Annotated in this window: 21 protein-coding genes and 1 tRNA gene; 14 read left to right on the forward strand and 8 right to left on the reverse strand. The window is 60.3% G+C overall.

Going from position 1 to position 24,362, the window contains the following annotated elements; all coding sequences use genetic code 11:
* Positions 1-111: 111 nt before the first annotated feature.
* Entirely contained in the window at positions 112-1,176 is a 1,065-nt protein-coding gene (gene selD, locus M0D67_RS38160) for a selenide, water dikinase SelD (protein ID WP_266242509.1), read from the reverse strand.
* Positions 1,177-1,431: 255 nt separating this feature from the next.
* On the opposite strand from selD, the gene fdnG reads away from it, so the two are divergent.
* The 7 genes from fdnG to M0D67_RS38195 all read left to right on the forward strand — a co-directional run bounded on the left by fdnG (position 1,432) and on the right by M0D67_RS38195 (position 10,712).
* A complete protein-coding gene (fdnG, locus tag M0D67_RS38165; RefSeq protein ID WP_266242511.1) occupies positions 1,432-4,500 on the forward strand; it encodes a formate dehydrogenase-N subunit alpha in 3,069 nt (1,022 codons plus the stop codon).
* Positions 4,501-4,509: 9 nt separating this feature from the next.
* The gene (fdxH, locus tag M0D67_RS38170) at positions 4,510-5,442 is read left to right on the forward strand and encodes a formate dehydrogenase subunit beta (protein WP_097394619.1); all 933 of its coding nucleotides are present in this window, start codon (positions 4,510-4,512) and stop codon (positions 5,440-5,442) included.
* Complete coding sequence (locus M0D67_RS38175) at positions 5,429-6,094, forward strand: formate dehydrogenase subunit gamma (RefSeq protein ID WP_266242513.1); 666 nt, start codon at positions 5,429-5,431, stop codon at positions 6,092-6,094. The genes fdxH and M0D67_RS38175 overlap by 14 nt, the downstream gene beginning before the upstream one ends.
* A gap of 109 nt (positions 6,095-6,203) precedes the next feature.
* Positions 6,204-7,202: a formate dehydrogenase accessory protein FdhE gene (gene fdhE / locus M0D67_RS38180; RefSeq protein ID WP_266242515.1), complete on the forward strand. Its 999-nt coding sequence runs from the start codon at positions 6,204-6,206 to the stop codon at positions 7,200-7,202.
* A 16-nt stretch (positions 7,203-7,218) separates the two neighbouring features.
* The gene (selA, locus tag M0D67_RS38185) at positions 7,219-8,649 is read left to right on the forward strand and encodes an L-seryl-tRNA(Sec) selenium transferase (RefSeq protein ID WP_266242517.1); all 1,431 of its coding nucleotides are present in this window, start codon (positions 7,219-7,221) and stop codon (positions 8,647-8,649) included.
* The gene (selB, locus tag M0D67_RS38190) at positions 8,646-10,562 is read left to right on the forward strand and encodes a selenocysteine-specific translation elongation factor (RefSeq protein WP_266242519.1); all 1,917 of its coding nucleotides are present in this window, start codon (positions 8,646-8,648) and stop codon (positions 10,560-10,562) included. The genes selA and selB overlap by 4 nt, the downstream gene beginning before the upstream one ends.
* A gap of 57 nt (positions 10,563-10,619) precedes the next feature.
* Positions 10,620-10,712: transfer RNA gene (locus M0D67_RS38195), tRNA-Sec, on the forward strand.
* 35 nt (positions 10,713-10,747) lie between these two features.
* On the opposite strand, the gene M0D67_RS38200 is transcribed toward M0D67_RS38195, so the two are convergent.
* The 5 genes from M0D67_RS38200 to M0D67_RS38220 form a co-directional block, all read right to left on the reverse strand.
* Complete coding sequence (locus tag M0D67_RS38200) at positions 10,748-11,149, reverse strand: DsbA family protein (RefSeq protein ID WP_266242521.1); 402 nt, start codon at positions 11,147-11,149, stop codon at positions 10,748-10,750.
* A gap of 54 nt (positions 11,150-11,203) precedes the next feature.
* A complete protein-coding gene (locus M0D67_RS38205; protein WP_266242524.1) occupies positions 11,204-11,764 on the reverse strand; it encodes an alpha/beta hydrolase in 561 nt (186 codons plus the stop codon).
* Positions 11,765-12,051: 287 nt separating this feature from the next.
* Entirely contained in the window at positions 12,052-13,032 is a 981-nt protein-coding gene (locus M0D67_RS38210) for a quinone oxidoreductase (protein WP_266242526.1), read from the reverse strand.
* Positions 13,033-13,318: 286 nt separating this feature from the next.
* Complete coding sequence (locus M0D67_RS38215) at positions 13,319-14,377, reverse strand: 3-keto-5-aminohexanoate cleavage protein (RefSeq protein WP_266242528.1); 1,059 nt, start codon at positions 14,375-14,377, stop codon at positions 13,319-13,321.
* 358 nt (positions 14,378-14,735) lie between these two features.
* Positions 14,736-15,008, reverse strand: a complete 273-nt coding sequence (locus M0D67_RS38220) for a hypothetical protein (RefSeq protein ID WP_266242530.1) — start codon at positions 15,006-15,008, stop codon at positions 14,736-14,738.
* 497 nt (positions 15,009-15,505) lie between these two features.
* Here M0D67_RS38220 and M0D67_RS38225 point away from each other — a divergent pair, with 497 nt between their 5' ends.
* Positions 15,506-16,627, forward strand: a complete 1,122-nt coding sequence (locus M0D67_RS38225) for a porin (RefSeq protein WP_266242532.1) — start codon at positions 15,506-15,508, stop codon at positions 16,625-16,627.
* A 28-nt stretch (positions 16,628-16,655) separates the two neighbouring features.
* Positions 16,656-17,039, forward strand: a complete 384-nt coding sequence (locus M0D67_RS38230; protein WP_266242534.1) for a BON domain-containing protein — start codon at positions 16,656-16,658, stop codon at positions 17,037-17,039.
* Between the two features lie 160 nt (positions 17,040-17,199).
* Here M0D67_RS38230 and M0D67_RS38235 read toward each other — a convergent pair whose 3' ends face one another.
* On the reverse strand, positions 17,200-17,532 hold the full coding sequence (locus M0D67_RS38235; protein ID WP_266242537.1) for a hypothetical protein: 333 nt from the start codon (positions 17,530-17,532) through the stop codon (positions 17,200-17,202).
* A gap of 52 nt (positions 17,533-17,584) precedes the next feature.
* Here M0D67_RS38235 and M0D67_RS38240 point away from each other — a divergent pair, with 52 nt between their 5' ends.
* From M0D67_RS38240 to M0D67_RS38260, 5 genes are all read left to right on the forward strand, one after another.
* Positions 17,585-17,950, forward strand: a complete 366-nt coding sequence (locus M0D67_RS38240) for a hypothetical protein (RefSeq protein ID WP_266242540.1) — start codon at positions 17,585-17,587, stop codon at positions 17,948-17,950.
* Between the two features lie 352 nt (positions 17,951-18,302).
* On the forward strand, positions 18,303-19,145 hold the full coding sequence (locus M0D67_RS38245) for a TauD/TfdA family dioxygenase (RefSeq protein WP_266242546.1): 843 nt from the start codon (positions 18,303-18,305) through the stop codon (positions 19,143-19,145).
* A 136-nt stretch (positions 19,146-19,281) separates the two neighbouring features.
* On the forward strand, positions 19,282-20,142 hold the full coding sequence (locus M0D67_RS38250) for a GntR family transcriptional regulator (RefSeq protein ID WP_266242541.1): 861 nt from the start codon (positions 19,282-19,284) through the stop codon (positions 20,140-20,142).
* Between the two features lie 726 nt (positions 20,143-20,868).
* Positions 20,869-22,239, forward strand: coding sequence for an MFS transporter (locus tag M0D67_RS38255; protein WP_266242542.1), 1,371 nt, complete (start codon positions 20,869-20,871; stop codon positions 22,237-22,239).
* 133 nt (positions 22,240-22,372) lie between these two features.
* Positions 22,373-23,581: a CaiB/BaiF CoA-transferase family protein gene (locus M0D67_RS38260; RefSeq protein WP_266242544.1), complete on the forward strand. Its 1,209-nt coding sequence runs from the start codon at positions 22,373-22,375 to the stop codon at positions 23,579-23,581.
* 104 nt (positions 23,582-23,685) lie between these two features.
* On the opposite strand, the gene M0D67_RS38265 is transcribed toward M0D67_RS38260, so the two are convergent.
* Positions 23,686-24,362, reverse strand: a 677-nt coding sequence (locus M0D67_RS38265) for an alpha/beta fold hydrolase (RefSeq protein ID WP_266242545.1), incomplete at its 5' end; no start/stop codon positions are given.

Genomic DNA, 24,362 nt, shown 5'->3' on the forward strand with positions numbered 1-24,362 from the left:
GGCGAGCCGTTCCGTTTCGCCTTCAAGCCATATGCCAGGCCATGCATCAGGCGAAATACGAAGCCATCTGCCAGGCCCGTGCCTCGCTTTGTCCGTCGGTCCGTCCGCGCCTCAGATCACCTCGACTCGCCGTTCTCCGCTGACCATTTCCCCGATTACGCACGCCTCGTCGAAACCGTCGGCGCGAAACAGGGCGAGCACTTCGTCGACGGCTTCTGGCGCGCACGACACCAGCAGGCCGCCCGAGGTTTGCGGATCGGTGAGCAGGGTGCGAGCCGTCGACGGCAATGAGGAAGGCAAAACAATGTCCTGACCGTAAGCGTCCCAGTTGCGCCCCGAAGCGCCGGTAAAAATGCCGGCCTGGGCGAAGCTGACCACGTCCGGCAGCCACGGCAGATCCGCATAGCGCACGCGGGCGGTCAGATTCGACCCGCGGGCTAATTCCAGCGTATGGCCCAGCAAGCCGAAACCGGTGATGTCCGTGAGGGCATGCACGCCGTCGAGCGTGGACAGCGCCGCGCCCGGCCGGTTGAGTTTGGTCGTGGCCGCGATCATCGCGGCATAGCCGTTTGAATCGAGCCGGTCCTTTTTCAACGCCGCCGACAACACACCCACGCCCAGCGGCTTGCCGAGGATCAGCACGTCGCCTGCCCGCGCACCGGCGTTGCGTTTGACACGCCGCGGATCGACCACACCGATCGCTACCAGGCCGTAAATAGGTTCCACCGAATCGATCGAATGACCGCCGGCGAGGGGAATGCCGGCTTCGGCGCAGACGGACTCGCCACCCTTCAGCACCGCCGCGATCACGTCGTGCGGCAGCACATTGATCGGCATGCCGACGATCGCCAGCGCCATGATCGGCTTGCCGCCCATGGCGTAGACGTCGGACAGCGCATTGGTTGCGGCGATGCGGCCGAAGTCGAACGGGTCGTCGACGATCGGCATGAAGAAATCGGTGGTGGCGACGATCGCCTGCTCGTCGTTGAGCCGGTAGACGGCGGCGTCGTCGGCGGTATCGTTGCCGACCAGCAGGTCGGGAAAGAACGGCAGCGGCGCGCTGCGCTTGAGCAGATCGGCAAGCAGGCCGGGGGCGATCTTGCAGCCGCAGCCTCCGCCATGCGACAGGCTGGTCAGGCGGGGCGAAGGGTTTGCGGTGGGGAGGGTGTCGGTCATGTGTGGCGCGGATTTCAGGCTTCGAATAACCACATTATGGCGGTTGTTCGCGCGCGGCGCAGGACAGCGGGCGCCCACGGTCTTGGTCGTTGCGGACGCAATCAACTGATGCAAGAGGAATAGTGCCCAGATTCATTGAAACCGGCTGCGGCGCTTCATATTTAACGACGTTGATGACGTGCCCGTCTGGCTGCAAGACTTCATATCGGCCTCTATAATCGTTATTAGTATCCCGAAAAGAGCCGAGGCCATTACATGACCCACATGTCCCGGCGACAGTTTTTGAAGGTCTCCGCCACCACGCTCGCCGGATCAAGTTTGGCCCTCATGGGCTTCTCTCCGGCACCTGCGCTAGCCGAGGTTCGTCAGTACAAACTGTCGCGCACAACTGAAACCCGCAACACCTGCCCGTACTGTTCGGTGGGCTGCGGCATCCTGATGTATGGGCTTGGCGACAACGCCAAGAATGCAAAGTCCAGCATCATCCACATTGAAGGCGATCCCGATCATCCGGTGAACCGCGGCACGTTGTGCCCGAAGGGCGCGAGCCTGATCGACTTCATTCACAGTCCGAGCCGTCTGAAGTATCCGGAGTACCGCGCGGCTGGATCGAATGAATGGAAGCGGATTTCCTGGGAAGACGCGCTCGATCGTATCGCCAAACTGATGAAGGAGGACCGCGATGCCAACTTCGTCGAGACGACCGAAGACGGCAAGAAGGTCAACCGCTGGCTGACCACCGGCATGCTCGCAGCATCGGCCGGTAGCAATGAGGTGGGATATTTGACGCACAAGACTGTCCGCAGTCTTGGCATGCTCGCATTCGATAATCAGGCACGTGTTTGACACGGCCCGACGGTGGCAGGTCTTGCCCCGACGTTTGGCCGTGGAGCGATGACGAACCATTGGGTCGACATCAAGAACGCGGATGTGATTCTGGTGATGGGCGGCAATGCGGCCGAGGCGCACCCGTGCGGTTTCAAGTGGGTCACGGAAGCGAAGGCGCATCGCAAGGCGAGGTTGATCGTGGTCGATCCGCGCTTTACGCGTACGGCCTCGGTCGCGGACTACTACGCGCAGATTCGGACCGGCTCGGACATCGTGTTCCTGGGCGGGGTGATCAACTATTTGCTCACCAACGACAAGATTCAGCACGAGTACGTCAAGAATTACACGGATATGCCGTTCATCGTGCGCGAGGATTTCTCGTTCACGGACGGCCTGTATTCCGGCTACGACGCGGATAAACGCAGCTACGACAAGAGCACGTGGGACTACGAGATTGGCGACGACGGTTACGCCAAAATCGATCCGACGCTGCAGCACCCGCGCTGCGTCTATCAGTTGATGAAGCAGCACTACTCGCGCTATACGCCCGAGCAGGTCGAGCGGACCTGCGGCACGCCGAAGGACAAATTCCTCAAGGTGTGCGAGATGCTGGCGTCGACGGCCGTCCCGGGGCGTGCCGGCACGATCCTGTACGCGCTCGGCTGGACGCATCACTCGATCGGCGCGCAGATCATCCGCACCGGCGCGATGGTGCAATTGCTGCTGGGCAACATCGGCATTGCGGGCGGCGGCATGAACGCGCTGCGCGGTCACTCGAACATTCAGGGTTTAACCGACCTGGGTTTGATGTCGAACCTGTTGCCGGGCTACATGACGCTGCCGATGGAAGCCGAGCAGGACTTCGACGCCTTCATCACGAAGCGCGCGAGCCAGCCGTTGCGGCCGAACCAGTTGAGCTACTGGCGCAACTACCGCGCGTTTCATGTCAGCTTCATGAAGTCGTGGTGGGGCGATAACGCGACCGCCGAGAACAACTTCGGCTACGACTATCTGCCGAAGCTCGATAAGTCATACGACATGCTGCAGGTCTTCGAGCTGATGAATCAAGGCAAGATGACCGGCTACATCGCGCAGGGCTTCAACCCGCTTGCCGCGGCGCCGAACAAGGCGAAGATCGGCGCGAGTCTGGCCAAACTGAAGTGGCTCGTCATCATGGATCCGCTCGCCACCGAAACGTCGGAGTTCTGGAAGAACTTCGGCGAGTTCAACGACGTCGATCCGTCGAAGATTCAAACCGAAGTTTTCCGTCTGCCTGCCACCTGTTTCGCTGAGGAACGCGGCTCGCTGGTCAGTTCCAGCCGCGTGCTGCAGTGGCACTGGCAGGGCGCCGACGGGCCGGGCGAGGCGAAGAGCGACCTCGAGATCATGTCGGGGCTGTGGCTGCGCATTCGTAAGGCTTATAAGGAGAACGGCGGCAAATATCCCGATCCGATTCTCAACATGAGCTGGCCTTACTCCGATCCGGAAAGCCCGACGCCTGAAGAAATCGCCATGGAGTTCAACGGCAAGGCGCTCGCCGACGTGACCGACGCCACCGACAAAACCAAGGTGCTCGCGAAGAAGGGCGAGCAGTTGGCGGGCTTCGCGCAATTGCGCGACGACGGCAGCACTGCGAGCGGTTGCTGGATCTTCTGCGGTTCGTGGACTCAGGCGGGCAACCAGATGGGCCGCCGCGACAATTCGGACCCGACCGGCATCGGCAATACGTTGAACTGGGCATGGGCGTGGCCTGCGAACCGGCGGATTCTGTACAACCGTGCTTCGTGCGACGTCAGCGGCAAACCGTTCGACTCCACGCGCAAGCTGATCGCGTGGAACGGCAAGACGTGGAGCGGTGCGGACATTCCCGACTTCAAGGTGGACGAGCCGCCTGAAAACGGCATGAATCCGTTCATCATGAATGCGGAGGGCGTGGCGCGCTTCTTCTCGCGCGACGGTCTGGTGGAAGGTCCATTCCCCGAGCACTACGAACCGTTCGAAACACCGCTCGGCTACAACCCGCTGCATCCGGATAACAAGGCGGTCGTCAGCAGTCCGGCGGCGCGCGTGTTCCCGGACGATCGGGCCGCTTTCGGCACGCATGAGAACTTCCCGCATACGGCCACCACGTATCGTCTGACCGAACATTTCCACTACTGGACCAAGCACGCGCGTTTGAACGCGATTGTGCAGCCGCAACAGTTTGTGGAGATCGGCGAGGATCTGGCGAAGGAGGTGGGCGTGGTCGCGGGGGATCGCGTGAAGGTGTCGTCCAATCGCGGGCACATCATCGCCGTGGCGCTCGTCACCAAGCGGATCAAGCCGCTGATGATCGAAGGGAAAAAGGTCCAGACAGTCGGGTTGCCGTTGCATTGGGGCTTCAAGGGGCTCGCGAAGCCGGGTTATCTCGTCAATACGCTGACGCCTTCCGTGGGCGACGGGAATTCGCAAACACCGGAATTCAAGTCGTTCCTCGTCAAGGTCGAAAAGGCATAAGGAAAAGAGATGGCACTGCAATCACTGGATATCAAACGCCTCTCGGCCACGACCTTGCCCGAACCGCAAGTGCGTGAGCCGGTGACGGGCACGGTCGCCAAGCTCATCGACGTATCGAAGTGCATTGGCTGCAAGGCGTGTCAGACGGCCTGCATGGAGTGGAACGATCTGCGCGACGAGATCGGCACGACAACCGGCATCTATGACAACCCGCGCGATCTGTCTGAGCATTCGTGGACCGTCATGCGGTTCTCGGAGTACGAGAACACCGAAGGCGATCTCGAGTGGCTGATCCGCAAGGACGGCTGCATGCACTGCGAGGATCCAGGCTGTCTGAAGGCCTGCCCTTCGCCGGGCGCGATCGTGCAGTACACGAACGGTATCGTGGATTTTCACGAGGAAAACTGCATCGGCTGCGGCTATTGCATCACCGGTTGCCCGTTCAACGTGCCGCGCATTTCGAAGAAGGACAACCGTGCGTACAAGTGCACGCTGTGTTCGGATCGCGTGGCTGTCGGTCAGGAGCCGGCGTGCGTGAAGACCTGCCCGACCGGCGCGATCATGTTCGGCACCAAGGAGGACATGAAGCAGCAGGCGGCGGATCGGATTGTCGATCTGAAGGAGCGCGGTTTCCAGAACGCCGGTTTGTACGATCCTGCCGGCGTGGGCGGCACGCATGTGATGTATGTGCTGCACCACGCCGACAAAGCCAACCTGTATCACGGTTTGCCGCAGAATCCGAAGATCAGCGCGATGGTTTACCTATGGAAAGGTCTGGCGAAACCGCTGGCGCTGGCAGGGATCGCGTTTGCTGCAGTGGCAGGGTTCTTCCACTACACCCGTGTCGGTCCGAACGAGGTGACGGAGGCGGAAGAAGCCGAAGCACAGCACGAAGCTGATGAAGCACGCCGTTCGCGGGAGGCATCCGATGAAGCACGCTGACAATCACGAGCACGTTGTGCTGAAAGACGTGAAGGGCAACAGCCTGATCCAGCGCTACACGCCGAATGAACGGACGAATCACTGGATCACCGCCATCACGTTCGTTCTGCTGGCGCTGTCCGGCCTCGCCATGTTCCATCCGGCGATGTCGTGGCTGTACGCGATCTTCGGCGGCGGCCAATGGACGCGGATTTTGCATCCGTTTGTCGGTTGCGTGATGTTCCTGTCGTTCCTGATTCTTGCGTTGCGCTTCTGGCATCACAATTATCTGGACAAAGCCGACATCCAGTGGATGAGGCAGATCGACGACGTGCTCAACAATCGTGAGGAAAAGCTCCCTGCGATCGGAAAGTACAACGCCGGTCAAAAGCTGCTATTTTTCACTATGGTGATTTGCCTGCTGCTGTTGCTGGCGAGCGGCATTGTGATCTGGCGGCGCTATTTCTCGTTCTATTTCCCGATCGAGATCATCCGCCTCGCGGCGCTGGTTCATGCTGCGGCTGCGTTCGTGTTGATCGTCGGCATCGTCGTGCATATTTATGCGGCGTTGTGGATCAAGGGCTCGATCGGCGCGATGACGCGCGGGACTGTGACCTACGGCTGGGCGAGAAAGCATCATCCGAACTGGTTCAAGGAAATCATCGGCAAGTAGGATCGGAAATACGCGTGGCGCAATTTGCCACGCACCCCGAGCCGCCGCCCCTGTTCGACAAACTGCGGCGGCTCTTCAGTTTTCAGCGCAGTTTTCAGAGGTCGATACTTTGGTTCAACGCATTCTTGAGGCCGGCGATATCGAATCGCTCGATCACACGGCGATTCCCCGCATCCGTACGCCGGAACGGCTGGCGGTGTTTTCGGCGCGCGCCGCGCGGCTGCGTCAATTGGCGGCGCTCAGCAATCCGATCGCCGGCTATTTGCGTCTGATGGCCGTGCTCGCGGACGCGCAGCAAGCCGTGATTACCGGCTTCAAGGCGAAACCGCCCAGCGCCGAGTTGATCGCGAGTGCGCAGCAGCATTCCATGCCGCTGATTCCGGCGCTCTCCGGCGTGCGCGATCCCGCGTGGCACGGGGTTTTGCTTCAATTGCTCGACAAGGTGCAAGCTGCCGGTTCACTCACACCGCCGCTCGAAGCGCTCCTCGCCAGACTGCGAATACTCGATAAAGTCACTCTCGAAGCCCAGGCCGACGCGATTTTCGCGCAGCGCTTCGAGGAAGTCGATCCGGCGAGCGCGCCGTTCATCATGGCCGCGCTGCAAGTCGTATGGACCGACCTCGCTGCCGACATCGACAAGCGCGAGGTGCCGTACATCGAGACGTTAGGCCTGTGTCCGGTGTGCGGATCGCATCCGGTGGCTAGCATGGTGCGCGTGGGCGGTGCGTATGACAATTACCGTTACCTGCAATGCGGCCTGTGTGCGACGGAGTGGCACATGGTCCGCGCGAAATGCTCTAACTGCGATTCGACCAAAGGCATTGCCTATCACGCAGTCGGCTCGCAGGACGCCGATGAGGCCACGCGAGAAGCCGATTCGAAGAATGCATCCTTGAAGGCGGAGTCGTGCGACGAATGCCATACTTACCGGAAGATCGGCATTCAGTCGAAGGACTACGATTTCGAACCGTTCGCGGATGATCTCGCCAGTCTCACGCTGGACCTGCTGATGGGAGCGGAAGGTTATCGGCGCGCGTCGCCGCATCCGTGGCTCTGGCCGGAACAGGCCGATCCTGCGGCTGATGATTCTTCCGGCGAATCCGACTGAGAAAGAGGATTGCTTCGTGAGCGATGTAACCGGCTCTGAATTGCGGGCGCTGATGGCGCGCGTGCCGTCGGTGGAAAAGGTGATGGCGTCTGCCGAGTTTGCGGCGTTGCTGACGGAGTTCGGCCGTACGCAGGTGTTGGGCGCCCTGCGTCACGCACTCGACACCTGGCGCGCCAGCGCGCAGTCCGGCGATGCGTCGGTGAGCGCGCTCGATATCGCGCAACTGCGGGCCTCCGTCGAAGCCACGCTGCGCCGGCGCAACGCGGCCCGCTTGCGCAGCGTCTTCAATCTGACTGGCACCGTGCTGCATACCAATCTCGGCCGCGCATTGCTGCCTGACGAAGCGGTGCAAGCCGTCATGAAAGCGCTCACGCAACCGGCCAACCTCGAGTTCGATCTCGGCACCGGCAAGCGCGGTGATCGCGACGATCTGATCGACGAACTCATCTGCGAACTGACAGGAGCCGAAGCGGCGACCGTGGTCAACAACAATGCCGCGGCTGTGTTGCTCACGTTGTCCGCGCTGGCGTCGAAGAAAGAAGTGATCGTGTCGCGTGGCGAGCTGGTTGAAATCGGCGGCGCGTTTCGCATTCCCGACATCATGAGCCGCGCGGGCGCCAGGCTGCGCGAAGTCGGTACCACCAACCGCACGCATCTGAAGGACTACGACGAAGCCATCGGTCCGCAAACCGCGCTGCTGATGAAAGTCCACACGAGCAATTACGCGATCAGCGGATTCACCAAAGAGGTCGGGGTCGACGCCATCGCGCCGCTCGCCCACGCACGCGGTCTTGCCGTTGCGGTGGACCTCGGCAGCGGCACGCTGGTCGATCTGGCTCAATGGGGTTTGCCGCGTGAGACGACCGTGCGCGAAACCATCGAAGCCGGCGCCGATCTTGTCACGTTCAGCGGCGACAAACTGCTTGGCGGCCCGCAGGCGGGGTTGATCGTCGGCCGGCGTGATCTGATCGCAAAGATCAAGAAGCATCCCCTCAAACGCGCGCTGCGGGTCGGCAAACTGACGCTCGCGGCATTGGAGCCTGTGCTGCAGATGTATCGTGCGCCGGAAAAACTCGCTGAGCGGCTGACTACGCTGCGTTTGCTCACGCGACCGAGCGACGACATCCAGCTTACCGCGCAGCGGGTGCAGCCTGTGTTGCAGCGTGTGGCCGGAGAGCGCTATGTCGTGGAGACCGAGCCCATGTTCAGTCAGATCGGCAGCGGTGCATTGCCTGTCGATGTGCTGCCGAGCTACGGCCTCGTGATCAGGACCGCCGACGGCAAGCGCGGCGGCCGTCAATTGCTCGCGCTCGAGAAGCGCTTGCGCGAGATGGCGCGGCCGGTCATCGGCCGGATCGCGGACGATGCATTGCGTCTCGATCTGCGCTGTCTCGAAGCCGCCGATGAAGCGCAGTTGATCGAGCAACTGAAGGACATGCAGGCATGATCGTAGGTACGGCCGGGCATATCGATCACGGCAAGACGAGTCTGGTGAGAGCGCTGTCGGGCGTCGACACGGATCGACTCAAGGAAGAAAAGGCGCGCGGCATTTCGATCGAACTGGGCTATGCGTACGTGCCGCTCGACAACGGCGACGTGCTCGGTCTGATCGATGTGCCGGGCCACGAAAAGCTCGTCCATACGATGACCGCGGGAGCAAGCGGGATTGATTTCGCGTTGCTCGTGATCGCCGCCGATGATGGCGTCATGCCGCAAACGCGCGAACATCTGGCGATTGTGGAACTGCTCGGCATCAAGCGCGGCGCGATAGCGCTGACCAAGATAGATCGCGTTGATGCTGAGCGGCTGCAGGCAGTGCGTGACGAGGTGACAGCGTTTCTGAGCGGCAGCGTGCTGCAGGACGCTCCCGTGTTCGATACCTGCGCGACGCGTGAAGATGACCTTGGCGTGGCCGCGTTGAAAGCACATTTGCACGCGGCGGCAGTAGCGTGGCGCATGAGGCGCGACGACGGTCTGTTCCGTCTCGCGGTCGACCGGGTCTTCACGCTCGCGGGCCAGGGCACGATCGTGACCGGGACCGTTGTGTCGGGACGCGTAGCGGTCGGTGACACGATGCTGCTCGCGCCGAAAAATCAACCGGTGCGCGTACGTAGCATTCATGCGCAGAATCGTCCGGCCGAGACTGGAAGGGCAGGTGAGCGCTGTGCGTTGAATCTGGCGGGCATCGAGAAGAGCGCAATCGATCGCGGCGACTGGATCGTCGATCCGCGGCTGTGGCAGGCGTCTGAACGCATCGACGTCATGCTCACGCTACTCGCTGATGCACCGTTGACGCTGGAGCACTGGGCGCCGCTGCATGTGCATCTGGGCACGCAGCATCAGGTGGCGCATGTCGCGTTGCTCGATGGGGAGACGCTCGGCGCAGGTCAGCGGGCGCGTGTGCAGCTTGTGTTCGAACGGCCGGTGTGTGCGCTTCCCGGCGACCGCTTTGTCGTGCGCAATGCCCAGGCTAATCGCACGGTTGGGGGCGGTCATGTGCTCGATCCGTTTGCGCCTTCGCGTAAGCGTCGCTCGGCAGAGCGGCTGGCGTGGCTCGATGCGATTCAGGTCATGCTCGACACCGGCGCGCTGGATTCGCTTCTGACAAGGGCGCCGCATGGATTGTCTCGTTCGTTGCTGGAACGACTGACGGGTATGCAGGCGGCCGTGCTCGCGTTGCCATCTGACACGCGCGTTGTGGAACTCCCCGGCGGTAATGACGCGTTGTTGATCGCCTATGCTTCGTGGCGTGCCTTGTATGCGCGGCTGATTGCGGCACTAAAGCAGTACCACGAACGCTCGCCGGATGAACTCGGCCCGGATGTATCGCGCTTACGGCGGATCGCAGCGCCGCTCGTCGAAGATGCATTGTGGCGCGCGCTAGTCGACGATGCGGCGGCGCGCGGCGAGATCGTCAGACGCGGGCCGTGGTTGCATCTGCCTGACCACGCGGTGACACTCGACGACGCCGATCGCGCGCTCGCTGCAGCACTGCTGCCGGCGCTGAAAGACGGGCGTTTCGATCCGCCCTGGGTGCGTGATCTGGCTAACGCGCATGGGGTATCCGAAGACCGCGTGCGGCAGTTACTGCGCAAGCTCGCGCGACAGGGTGAGCTTTTTCAGGTTGTGCGCGACCTCTTTTATCACCATGAGGTGATTCGTGAACTGGCTTTGATTGCGGGTTCCGAAGCGCAAAAAAATGCGGGTACTGTAGCGGCCGCGCCGTTTCGCGATGTCACTGGTCTTGGCCGAAAGCGTGCGATCCAGCTTTTGGAATTCTTCGACCGGGTTGGATATACTCGCTTCCACCGTGGCCTGCATCTGATGCGCACGGATAGTCGTTGGCTCGATCTGATTTGATTCAGTGTTTGAGTTGCAGGGCGTGGTTCAGGTAGTTCAAGTAGTTCAATCACCGTAGGAAGGCATTCGCATCCGGTGGTGCGGCTGGACTTCAAATCCAGTTGAGGGCGTCAGACGCTCTCAGGTCGGTTCGACTCCGGCTGCCTTCCGCCCGAATGGCTCCCAAGCGTTCTGACAGGCTGCGTCTATGCCAACAGTCGATGGGCTGCCGCCGTGTTCGGAAGCAACGGATTTTGATCGAAGGAGAACGTAATGCCGGCTGGGCGCCCCGCCTGCTGCAACTGCGCCCGTCGCGCCGCGACCGCCTTGGAACCGCCAAGACGGGCAAGGTAGAAAACCCGATAGGGTTCGCCTGCGGGAGGCGTGTTGGGCAAGAGCTGAGCCGAGCGCCATACCACCCTTAGCTCGATCTCCGGCCTCAATTCGGTCAAACGTTTCATGGCGGCACGCAAATGCCGCGTGCCAATCAGGCAACACGGGCAGATGAAATCGAGGAAAGCCTCGATCTCCAGAAAAGGTCTGTTGCGATCGGCTACGTGCCCCCTCGTTGTTTGCCGAGGTTCAGCGACATTCACAGTGCACGCCATTCTCTCTTACTCACACGCCATGACGTGAATGTTTTGACTGGTCACGTCCGCTCCTCAACTCAGTTCTCCGATGAATTCCACAGCGCGTGGCCACTCACCGTACCCCGAGGCGGAATTGAGATGGCCGACAGCGCCGACGTCAACCAAACGGCTGCCCCACGCGCTCGCCAGTCGTGTGACCGCTTCGATCCGCGCGAGGGGATCGTTCGTGCTGGCCGCCACGATGCTCGGAAACGGTAGCCGGGTTCGTGGCGTGGGCAGCCAGCCGTTCTGACGCAACACCTCCAGCGTCGGATAGCCGTCCGGCAGCGACGTTTCGAAATCCGGCGGCGCCGCGAGCAGCGCGCCCTTGATTTCGCGCTGATGATGTTGCGCCCAGTGCACAGTGGTCATCACCCCGGCACTGTGCGACACGAGCACCACGGGACCGGTGATGCTGGCGAGAGCCTGATCGAGCGCCTCGATCCTTGCCGCGCAGCTCAGCTTGTCGTGTTCCAGCGGCGGTACCACGCGCGCATTGGGCAGTTTGCGTGCAAGAATCGTTTGCCAGTGATCCTCGACGTGGTCCCGTAGGCCGGGAACGATCAATATGGTTGGTGGCGAATAAGGTGTCATTGCTGGGGTTCGTGAAAAATATCAATGGGATATGGGCTGGTCGCGCACTCCACCGATGCGGCGCAGGTTTTTCACAGCGCGGATCGGCAACGCCAGGGCCGTCACTCCCACCGCTCGCAAGATCGCGGCGCTCTTCTGCATCACGTTGCGCTACAGCATGGAATATGTGGATTGCGGCACCGCGTACTACGAAGAGTGCTACCGGCAGCGGGTCTTGAACAACCTGACCCGATGTGCCGAATCACTGCGCTACGTTTTGCAGGCCAAACAGCCTGACACACTCACACTCAAATCACGAAGATGGACGAGCCCGTGGTTTTTCGAGCCTCCAGATCCTGATGTGCCCGCACCGCGTCCTCCAAGGCATACCGCTGATTGATCTCGATGCGGATGCGGCCTGCAGCCACATGGCTGAATAACTCATCGACCAGTTCTGCCTTTTCGGCCGGATCGGCGATGTAGTCGGCGAGACCCGGGCGGGTCAGGTACAGCGAGCCCTTGCGGGCCAGAATTTGCGGATCGAACGGCGGGATTTTGCCGGAAGCGGTGCCGACGCAGACCATCAGGCCGCGGCGCTTGAGGGAGTCTAGCGAGGACATGAAGGTGTCCTTGCCCACACTGTCGAAGACCACGGACACGCCCACTCCGTTGGTGAGTTCCCGCACGCGCTTGGCCACATCCTCATGACTGTAGTTGATCGTGTGATCACAGCCATGGGCGCGCGCCACCTCGGCCTTGGCGTCAGTAGAAACCGTGCCGATCACCGTCAGACCGAGCAATTTGGCCCACTGCGAAACGATCAGGCCAACACCGCCTGCTGCGGCATGCAGCAGCACGGCGTCGCCCGCCTTGAAAGGGTAGATTCGGCGCACCAGGTAGGCGGCGGACAAGCCCCGCATGGTCATGGCCGCCGCAGCTTCGCAACTGATGGGCTCCGGCAGCTTGATCAGCAGCGCGGCAGAAATCAGCCGCTCAGTGCTGTAGGCGCCCAGCGTGTTGATGAAGCCCGTGTAGGTCACACGGTCGCCGACCGCCAGATGGGTCACGCCGGCACCAATGGCCTCGACCACGCCGGCTGCCTCGTTGCCGAGTCCGCTGGGGAGCGGAACTGCGTAGGTACCTCCGCGGAAGTAGGTGTCGGCAAAGTTAAGACCCACTGCCACGTGACGGACGCGCACCTCTCCCGGTCCGGGCTCTCCAACGTCAAAGTCCTCAAAACGAAGGACCTCGGGACCGCCGGTTTCGTAGAATTTAACGACTTTCGCCATGTTGTCTCCTGTCGACCAGGGTTGGCGCATTAGCTGTCGACCGGAGTTCACGCTTTAGCGTGTTACTCCGGTCCTATGCAAAGCACTTACTCTGGTCCCATGCAAGCTGGTTGCTGTTATGTATCGACTTCCGCAGTTCGCCTGCGGCTCGCTAGCCCTTACTTCAACCCCGATCTCGCCAAAAAACTTCGGTCGATGTGGGTGAACTTCAACTTCAGTTTGAGTCCGCCTCTAGAAAATGCTGGGCGACTCATACACCACATGATGTCAATTTCCCGCAGAGGCTTCAGGTCGGCTTGCGCAGGAATCCCTGGTTGCCACCGTTACGATTGGGCGCGAAGCCATTTGCCTGAAGCGTCTCTTCCGCCGTGTCATAGAAGACCCCAATCTTCATGATCTCCCGTGCCTGTTTCGCCGTCGCTATGGGGCGACCAAATTCGCCGGAGATACGCACCAATTGCTTAATCTGCTCGACGGAGCTCATCTTGCCCGTGCGGGTCTGATTCCATAGCACGTCCTCGATGCCGCACCGCACATGCAGGCCCAAGGCAATGCCTATCATATTCACGGGCAGCACATTTAGCACCGAACTCTCCACCGTGACCACCGCGCCGTCGGGCGCAGCACGCAGGAAGTTGGCCAGGTTGTAGATGTTCGCTTGATCCATGCCGCCGCTGATAGCCACCCAGTTCATCACGAGTGGTCCCTTGTAGATGCCGCGGCGAATCATCCGCTCAATCGTTTCAAAGCTGTTGATGTTGTAGCACTGAAACTCACTTTGAATTCCGGCGGCTGTCAGGCGTCGGATGTGCTCTTCGGCCCAACTGGGATTCGAGGGCACGATCATGTCCTTGTAGGTCGCATAGAGGTGCGGGAATCCCCGTGAAACCCCCTTGAAGTCGTCTATACCGGCATGCTCTGTCACATTCATCTGCGTAGTGTTGACGGTGACAGTCACCTGGTCTGGCTTCGGATCGAGTTCGGCCAGCATATGCCGTGTGTCATCGCTTAGCCATTGGGCGGCTTGGCCCTCGGATTCAGGCGCGAAGCTGATGGAGCCGCCCACCTGGATGACCATTTCCGGCACGCGGGCGCGCACCCCGGCGATCAGTTCATTGAACATGGACAGGCGCTTGCTGCCCTTGCCATCGGGTTCACGTACATGCAGATGCAGCACGGTGGCGCCGGCTTCGTAGCAATCCACCGCCTTCTGGATCTGCTCCTCCATTGTGACGGGGATATCTTCGGGGAAGTCTGAGGGAATCCAGCCCGGCGCATAGGGAGCGGCTGTGATGATCAGGGGCTGCTGGTTCTCAGGATACAGGTGGCCGTCAAGGAAGTTCATGATGGATCTCCAAGTTGAAATGTGAATATTGAGAATGTCGAACTGGATGAGAAAGCTTTAGATCCCCATCTTCTTTAAGCGGTTGTTGTCTGAGTGTCTGAGGCGACCGGTGAATCATCTGGCCTGGCGCCACTTCCTGCTTTACATTGCATGCCTTGCACTTGACTTTTCATGACAGTAATCCGCTGACGCAGGCGCGCCGGATCATCGACTACCGCATCCACGATCACCGACGGAGACGGCAGGACAAAACGGGATCAAGTGCACAACATGCAGGCCGATTGGGTTCATTGTCAGCGCCTGTCTTTCATCGATGTCCTGATGAACCCTCGGCATGCCGCGCGATCGTGACTGCTGTTCATCGCTTTCCACCGGAATTGTGTAGTTCAGGCATAGCGATGGAGTCGTCGTTCAGTTCGAGGCTCCGGTTGTCATGACCACGATCCCGAGGCGTGATGTCATGGTGGGGCGGCATCACAATGCCGGTCATGCACACATAGCAAAGCGCTTCATGAGTCATTGGAGTGAGATTCCCCCTCGGGACAAACTCCGACGCAATCCGCGCCGCAATCCGTCGAGCGGCATGAGTTTTGTTCACCAATATCTTCGCAATCGGCAGCGTCGACAGCATTGGAATCTCTCCGTTCTTTGACTTCACATCGGCCGCAGCAGTGCTAGGCCACTGTGATCCGCAGTGTATCTCCTAAAACAAATAATGTCGACAAAAATAAGGAGGCGGAATTTGTCGCTGGGTGTGGCAGACGCCTGTTGACTCCGGCGGCGCGAATCTGGGGTTCCGAGCGCGGTCGCTTGTCGCGAAGCCATATACCGTTCTGCCTGCTAGGTCGACTCAGTATAAGTATTAATGTCGACATCAAAAATTTTAGAGGATGATCGGTATTGTCAGTGTTCCGTCGGCAAACAGGGCCGTTGCAGGAAGGCCCCGGAATCGTCGGGTGATCGTCAAGTCACGCACCCCGTCCAAAATAGCGGGAGGATCTTTCGCTACAAGGAACTGCGCATGCGCCAATTGCGACGGAAGTGGGGGCGACGCCGCCGCGCCATTCGGGAACAGTCAGATATCCGGCCGGGCTCGCTCGGTCATCATAAAAAGTAGAGGAAACGTCAATGAAACTGAAGTGGAGCGGAGTAGCGGTACTGGCGGTGTTCGCTAGCGCGTCGCATGCGCAATCGTCGGTCACGTTGTACGGCGCAATCGATTCGGGCGTTTTCTATCAGAGCACGGCGGCGTCGTCGTTCGCGCCGACCGCCCGCAACAACGGGCACGTGTACGGCATCAAGGACGGCAGCCTCTATGGGAGTTTCTGGGGAATCAAGGGGGCCGAGGACATCGGCGGTGGCTACAAGGTCAACTTCAGGCTGCAGGGCGTGTTCAACAGCAGCAACGGCAAGCTCGGGTTGGCCGATACGACGGGCGGTACCGCGATATTCAACCAGCAGTCGACGGTCGGCCTCTCCGGACCGTTCGGCACGTTCGACGCCGGGCGGCAGTACACGCCGATGATCTACGCGATGGCCGATACCGACGTCCGCGCGGCGCAGTACTTCGGCAGCATCCTGGGCGCATGGCTCGGGCTGAACCAGGCCGCCGGCTGGCCCGGGACGAACACGAACGTGCCGATCGGCGCGCTGTACGACAGCAACGCGCTCGTCTACCAGACGCCGAAGTTCTACGGCGCATCGGTCGCGCTCGAGTACGCGCCGGGCGGCGTGCCGGGCCAGATTCAGGGCGGCACGCGCGAATCGGCGGTGCTCAGGTATTCTAACTACGGCCTCAATCTGTCCGCCGTCTACTACAACGCACACGACACGAACCTCTCGGCGGCCGCGCCGACCGGGCTCGACAACAACCGCTTCTACTATTTCGGCGCGAAGTACACGTTCCGCGGCGCATCGGTGTCGGCGTCGTACGGGATCGGCAAGAATCCGTCGAAGACGAGCCTCGCGGACTACGAAATGATTTCGGGCGGCCTCGGCTATCAGTTCACCCCGTTCTTCAAAATCACGTCCGGCTTCTACTACCTGAAGGACCGCAACAACTCGGCGAACCATTCGAGTGAATACGCGGTGGGCGCGGAATACAGCCTGTCGAAGCGCACAATCGTCTCTGCGCAGGTCGGGTACGTCGCGAACCGCGGGACGATGAACCAGACGATCATGTACGGCCAGATCGTCGCGCCGGGCGTGTCGACCACAGCTGCGATGATCGGCCTGCGCCACAGCTTCTGATGAATTGAAATCGAAACGGAGAACAACGATGAAAACGATGAATGGACTCAGGGTGGCGCTCGGCGTTGCGATTGCGGCGGTGTCGATCAGTGCGTGGGCGCAGGACGGCGCGTCGGCGGGGGCATCGGCTGGCACGGCTAGCGCCGCGGTCACCGCGTCCGACGGCATGACGGCCAAAGCCGCGCGGCAGGCGAATCGCGCGCTGCGGCGCAAGGTGTACGCGGCGCTCGCGAAGCACAAGGAGATCGACGCGGGCGACATCAGCATCACGGCGAAAGGCGGCGCGGTGCTGATTACTGGCACGGTTCCGGACGCATCGCAGATCAATACCGTAGCCGAGGTCGCGAAGGGGGGCGCGGGTGTGACGTCGGTGACCAGCAAGCTCACGGTGCAGCGGCCGTTCGGCCAGTAGTGCGGTGCGACGGCCGATCCCGGCATGTGATGGAGTCCGTCGCCCTTTACTGATACTCAGGCTGGCCAGCCGTTCACGTAGAGAGGATCCTGTCATGAAGGTCATTTCTCACCTCGACAAGGTGCGACGGCTAGTGGTGCTTCGAGAGCACCTCGACCCGTTAGCCGACTTCGAATTGTGGTTCTGGACCACGCTGACCGCGAGTATCAACGTGTTCAACGCGGCGCTTCATCTCACAGGTCTGACGCGTGACGATCCCGTGTTCTCGACCATTCCCGGCGTACACGTTGTGAAGCAACCCGATGGCAGCTACGCGCGCGAGTTGAGTGGGCTCGGCGATGTGAGCCACGTCGGTTGGCCGGAAATCGAGGGCGAAGTACCTCAGGCCATTCGGCAGTTCGAACACGCGTTGCATACCATCGAGCATCATCGGGATCCATGCATTCGCGGAGATTGCGTTCCAAACCAGACCATCGTCGATGAATGTGAGCAAGCGTTTGCACAAGTCATGTACGTATTCGAACAGGCATTGAAGGGTACCGAGTATGAAAACCGAGAATCATCGACGCAAAGCCGAGAACATCGAGACGTCGCTGAGGTTCCTCGGCGAAGATGACTGGGAAATGAAAATTGAGGCAGCGATGTTGGCCGGCACACACTGGGCGAACTACGCGCTGCATCGCCGCGGCGTCACTTCAGACAGTGAGGACATCGTCCACAACTCGATGCTGGCCGTTAGCATGCTGCGCAAGTATTCCCTTGCGGAAGGCGAACTGCTTGGTGCGCTAACCGAAATCGAGGAGCTTCGCCCTCTTTATGTTCGTGGAGACTTGCCAGACGGCTCTCGCGCCGCAGCGCGTGCGCTGGAACTGCTTGGGTTGATCAGCGCGCTCGCGAGGCGTGCGCCATGACTGCTTCAGCGGAAAGCGTCGCGATGATTCATCCGACTATTCAAGCTCCAGTTGTGCGATCAAATTAGTGCTCACGCACTACCGAAAGCCCGAGCGGCTGCATCAATAACCGGCGATCAACCCGGCCTGCGGCGGGCATGGCCCACGGCCAGGCATTCCTGCCATCGTTCTTCGCGACCAGCAAGGATTGGATGGCATAAAATTAATGTCGACACAAATAAAATGATCTGCTATCTTGTTTGTACAGATGCAGGGCAACAACATTTCACGGTTTCGTAAAGCTGGGGCGCCACGCGGCGACGGTGGGTGAGTTGGTGAAATGCCTGCCAGATACAAGGAGATATCGCTCATGATTAAAGTAGAGAGACTGACCACTTGCATTGGTGCCGAGGTGTCCGGTGTGAGCTTGGGGGATGCGTCTCGAGATGCATCGCTGTTCGCGGAGATCAAGGCTCTGTTGCTTAAGCACCGGGTCCTCTTTTTTCGAGATCAAGACATCTCTCGGGAAGAGCATGTTTCCTTTGCGCGTCGTTTCGGGAAATTGGAAGATCATCCCGTTGCGGGAAGCGATCCGGAGCACCCGGGCCTCGTGCAAATCTATCGATCGGAAGCAAAAAACCCTTACGAGAACAACTACCATAGTGATGGGCTTTGGCGGCCGAACCCATCTATGGGCGCCGTGCTTCGCTGTGTCGAGTGTCCAGAGGTCGGGGGTGACACCATCTGGGTCAACATGGTAGAGGCCTATAAACAACTACCAGAAGACATCAAGAAGCGCATCGATGGATTGAGAGCAAAAAGCAGCATTGAGCACTCGTTCGGTGCGGCAATGGATCCGGAGGAGCGTAGAAAACTGGCGACGCAGAATCCGGAGGTGGAGCACCCTGTTGTGCGGACGCACCCAGAGACTGGCGAAAAGATTCTATACGTCAGCAGCTTTACGACGCATTTCGTCAACTACCATACGGTTGAAAATGTGCGTTACGGATTGGACAAGACGCCGGGTGCAAGCCTTCTGCTGAGTTATCTGCAGAGCCAGGCGTCGATCCCTGAGTATCAGGTTCGTTTCCGGTGGAAACCGAACAGTATTGCCGTCTGGGACAACCGGCCAACGCAGCACTATGCGGTAATGGATTATTGGCCTGCCCCGCGTAAGATGGAGCGAGCAGGAATCGAAGGCGATAAGCCATACTGACAGTTTGCCTGTCCTCGCGAGGTTCGAGGTGTTCGGGCTCCAGCCGGCGGTCAGGGAGTTTTTGTCGACATTACAATGCCGGAGACTATAATGATCAAAGGATTGAATTCGACGAAAATTGATTCCGCGATACGCCATGGCCCGAAATAAAACGCAAAACCTTCCCGATCTTTCCGCGCTTCTTACGCCCAAGAATTCACTGATGCTGGCAGTCGAGCGGGCGGTGCTGCGCGGGCAGGACTGGGCGTATGCCTCGGTGCCGATTGCCGAGCAGATCGCCGCCCGGCTGGCCGGGGTCATTACGCTTGACCTGGTGAAGTCAGGGCAACGCTTGCTGGAGAAAGATATCAGCGAGGTGCTGCACGTCAGCCGCGCTCCGGTGCGCGAAGCGATGCGTATACTGGAGCGGGACCGTCTGGTTGAGTTTCAGGCCAGGCGCGGGGCGATCGTTACGGCGCCCGACGAGAATGAGCTTCGGGACATTTTCCGCGTGCGGAGCGTGCTTTACGTCACGATGTTGGAGCAGGTGGCGCGCGAAAGCCCGGCCGAGTTCGAGGCGTTACTGACCGCGCATATGCCCAAGCTGACCAAGGCGGCCGAGGAGTCGGTAGACGCGTATGCCGTGGAAAGCTTCCTCCTGAATTTCAACACGGTCGATCTGTGCCGCAACCGACTTCTGGTCGATGTCCTGCACTCCATCTCATTGCGAACCCTGCGGTATGTCCGGCTAGGATTTGTGGCTAAGCCTCAATCGGTTCGCGCATCTTTAAAAGTCTGGCACGCGCTGCAGAAGGCCGCGATCAAGCGGGACAACGAACTACTGCTTTCCCTTGCAGCCTCGCGCCTGGACGACGCCAGGGACGCTGCCATTCGTGCAATCGCTGAAAAACCTGCAGACAGTCGGCGTGCGCGTGCCCCAAAGGCGGCGCAGCCCGAAGTAGCGGCCGCCTCTACAAAGCGAGTCGCTCGCCGCGTACTTAGGACGGTTGAATCCTGATGGCTCGGCGTTCCATCTTTTGGAACGCCGCGTCGGGTTTTCCACTGGCGGCGGCCACGTCTATCGTGGCCGCGATGTCGCACGAATTGATTGGGACGTTCCCTGGATAGTTGGAACGAGTTGGGATGTCATGTCGTCGGAATCGACTTCGCCTCCCGCTCATCCATCCTCTCCTCGACGCTGGGGACGCTCACCCAGGAGCAGACACCGCATGCCAGCACCTCCGGTTGTTTGCTACGCACCGGTGCGGGGATCTTGCGTCCGAGTCTTCCACCAACTGGTTGGCGCGTAACGGGCACTAGTCGTTCTTCTTCAGCGAATCCACCAAGCGCTTCCGCTCGCACGTGATCCCGTTTCGCCGTGCCCTCAATATTGCGAACCTTAGCTTCGCTTCCGGCTTGCGCCACTTCGTAGCAATTCGTCCCTGCGCTCAGGCGTGGTGTTTCGTGGGCGGTTAATAATTAATGTCGCCAAAAATAATCCTCGGTGCTATCCTGAAATCCGTGTCCGTCGTCAGGAGCTTTGCGGCCGCAGGCAAGCATTTGCTTTCCCGTGAACACCCGATTCTGATCGAGGAGCAAAACGAGCGAACTTCAACGTCATCGCGCAAGTCATCAAGACGATTGAAATAAGCGTCGAAATCCAAAGTGCGCACAGCTACACAAAGAAAGCGTCCGGCGATGCTGATGGTCAGCAGAAACCACTGCCGGTCTTGGCGTAGAGATCTTGCTTCACACGGGCCAGACGATATCAAGCGGCACGATTCAGTATGAATTTAGTGAATCATCGGAGGAGACAGAATTGAATCTTTATACAAGTAACGTAGTGCCGGCCGAGTCGGCGGCGGTTGCCAATGGCGCCCGAGCCTACGCCTGGGTGGTATTTGCATTGATGTTTTGCCTCTTGCTGTCCGACTACATGTCGCGGCAGGCGCTCAATGCCTTGTTTCCGATCTTGAAAGTGCAGTGGCAGCTGACCGATACAAAGCTCGGTTCGATTAGCGGCGTGGTGCCGTTGGCGGTTGGCGTGCTGACCCTCCCATTTTCCATAATCGCGGACCGTTGGGGACGGGTCAAAAGCATTGCACTGATGGCTGTGCTATGGAGTGTTGCCACGCTCGGGTGCGCGATTGCCAGCAGCTACCATGAGATGTTCGTCGCGCGCATCTTCGTTGGTGTCGGCGAGGCTGCCTACGGAAGTGTCGGACTTGCGATGCTCATGAGCATCTTTCCGAAGCGTCTGCGGTCTACCATTGCGGGCGGCTTTACGTCTGCCGCTGCCTTTGGGTCCGTGCTCGGTGTTTCGCTTTCCGGCATCGTTGCGACCCACTTTGGTTGGCGCTGGTCGATGGGTCTGATGGCGATCTTTGGTTTTGTGCTGGTGATCATTTACTTCTTCGTAGTCACGGAAAAAAGGCTCGCGCGTTCGCAGCCGGACAATGCGAGCGGAACTCCGATGTGCGGGCGTATGAAACTGACGCCCCGAGCGCTTTTCTCTGGCCTGTTTCCGTCCCGTTCCGTCTTTTGTGCGTACCTCGGCAGCGCCCTGCAGATCTTCATTCAGGGCACGCTTTTCGTGTGGCTGCCCAGCTACCTGAATCGCTACTGGGGCATGCCTGTCAGCAAGGCTGCCGTAGTGGCGGCCGGCCTTGTCCTTGTCAGCGGTATGGGCCAACTCTTGTGCGGTGTGATCACAGACCGGATCAGCAGGGACTCGTCGCTTAAGCGGTGGAACATGGCCATTGGTTATTGCCTCGTGCTAGGCATCCTGCTGGCGGTCGCGTTCCGCTTGCGACCGGGCAATCTGCAACTTGCGCTCCTTGCGCCCGCGGTGTTTTTCCTTGCCAGTTCGTTCGGCACATGTAGCGCGATTATTGCGGGGGCCACACCGCCAGCTATCCATGGCTCGGCATTTGCCACGCTGACGCTGTTCAACAATATATTAGGCCTCGCGGCTGGTCCCTTTTTCACCGGTGTGGTAGCGGACGCGGTTGGTCTTCAAGGCGCGTTGCGCTTGCTTCCGCTCGCGGCAGTTCTGCCACTCGCGGTGTACCTCATTGGCCGGTGGTGTTACATAGCGGAGGCGCGACGCGGCTGAGCGAGCTGCTGGCGTGGCGCACCTAATCGACTGAACGTTTTCTGATGTCCATGCTCCAGGTGGTCCACCTTAATGGGCCAGCTGCACCGCTTACGCCGGGAGAGCCAGAAACTCCCGCAAATACGGACTTGCCATGTCAAATCTGAATCCCTCACTGCCGCTCGCGGGCGTGCGCGTGCTCGATCTTTCCCGCGTACTGGCGGGCCCGTGGTGCGGCATGGTGCTGGGCGACCTAGGCGCCGAAGTTATCAAGGTCGAGCACCCGAAACGCGGCGACGACACGCGCGATTGGGGCTTGCGCATCGGATCGACCGAGACGGCCTATTTCAATAGTGTCAACCGCAACAAGCGCTCCGTGAGCCTCGACCTGCAAACCGCCGAGGGCCAGCAGATCGCACGCGATCTGGCTCAGAAGAGCGACGTCGTGATCCAGAACTTCAAGTTCGGCGGCATGGAGAAGCTAGGTCTCGGATACGAGCAACTGAAGCAGAACCACGAGGGCCTGATCTATTGCTCAATTTCCGGCTACGACCGCACGGGACCGGAAGCCGCACGCCCCGGCTACGATCTGGTGGTTCAGGGCGAGGCTGGGCTGATGGCGCTCAACGGCGAGGCCAGCCAGCCCCCGCTAAAGTTCGGGATCGCCGCAGTCGACATGTTCACCGGGATGTACTCGGCCCAAGCCATTCTGGCGGCGCTCTTCGAGCGTCAACGAACTGGCACGGGACACCACATCGAAATGGCGCTGTTCGATTGCGGACTGATGATCACCTCGTATTGCGGGATGGAAGCGCTGATCTCGGGCGAGGACACGCCGCGTTACGGAAACGCGCATCCTTCAATCGTACCGTACGGTGTATTCGATGCCGCGGACGGGCCGCTCGTCATCACGGTCGGCAACAACAACCAGTTTGCGCGCTTTTGCCGCGAGGTGATCGAACGGCCCGATCTTGCCGAGGACGATCGCTTCCAGACCAATATCGGCCGCGCCGCGAATCGGGCGGTGCTGGTGCCCGAAATCGATCGCGAGATCGGACGAAGAGGGCGCCGTAGTCTGCTCGATCGTCTGACGCAGGCCGGCATTCCATGCGGTGAAGTCCTCGGGCTCCACGCAGCGCTGACCTCGAAGCGCGCGACGGATGCCGGACTCGTGACGACGCATCCGCACTCGGAGGTTGGCAGCACACAGGTCCTCGCTCCGCCCTGGCGCTTCGACGGCGCGCGCTTGCCGGTACGAAGCGCGCCGCCGCGACTGGGGGAAGGCACGAACGACGTGCTCCAGACCTTGCTCGGGCTGTCCGCTGAACAACTTTCCCGGTTAAAGGCTGACGGCGTCATTTGACGTCGTGCGTGGACGCAGCATTACGCCTCTGACTCTGGAGGCGCTGTCAATCGCCATCGAAAACGCGCAGGCGCAGGAGCGCCCGGCCTAAAGGTCTTTGCCGGTCACGCGCCCATCACTTCTGGCGGGTGCCTCGCGACGTAGCGCCCCGGCGCGGGCTCGATCGGCTTGTATTTCGCATTGCCCGCCCGCTTAGGCGCTTTGATCTGTTTGCCCGCATGCGGTTTCAGCCAGTTCATCCAGTGCGTCCACCAGCTTCCTGGCTGCGACTTCGCCGTCGCAAGCCATGCCTCGGGGTCATCGCCGAGCGTGCCGTCGGCCCAGAAGCTGCGCTTGTTCTTCGATGCCGGATTGATGACACCCGCGATATGTCCGCTCGCGCCAAGCACGAATTGCGTCTCGCCGCCCACCAGTTGCGTCGAGCGATACGCGCCCCGCCACGGCACGATGTGATCTTCCTGCGTGCCGAAGATATAGCTCGGCATGTCGATCCGTCCGAGGTCCACCGGCGTACCGCACATCGAGAGCTGCCCTGCCTTGCACAGGTTGTTTTCCAGGTACATGTTGCGGAGATACCAGGCGTACATCGGCCCGGGGAGGTTGGTGCCATCGGCGTTCCAGTACAGCAGGTCGAACGCCTGTGGCGCACCGCCCTTCAGGTAGTTGTTGACTACATACGGCCAGATGAGATCGTTGGCGCGCAGGGTCTGAAAGACAAAGCCGAGCTCGCCACCTGAATAAATGCCGCCGCGTCCGATGGTCTGCTCGCGCTGCGACACAC

This window comes from Paraburkholderia sp. SECH4 (genome assembly GCF_030511745.1).
Lineage (GTDB): Bacteria > Pseudomonadota > Gammaproteobacteria > Burkholderiales > Burkholderiaceae > Paraburkholderia > Paraburkholderia madseniana.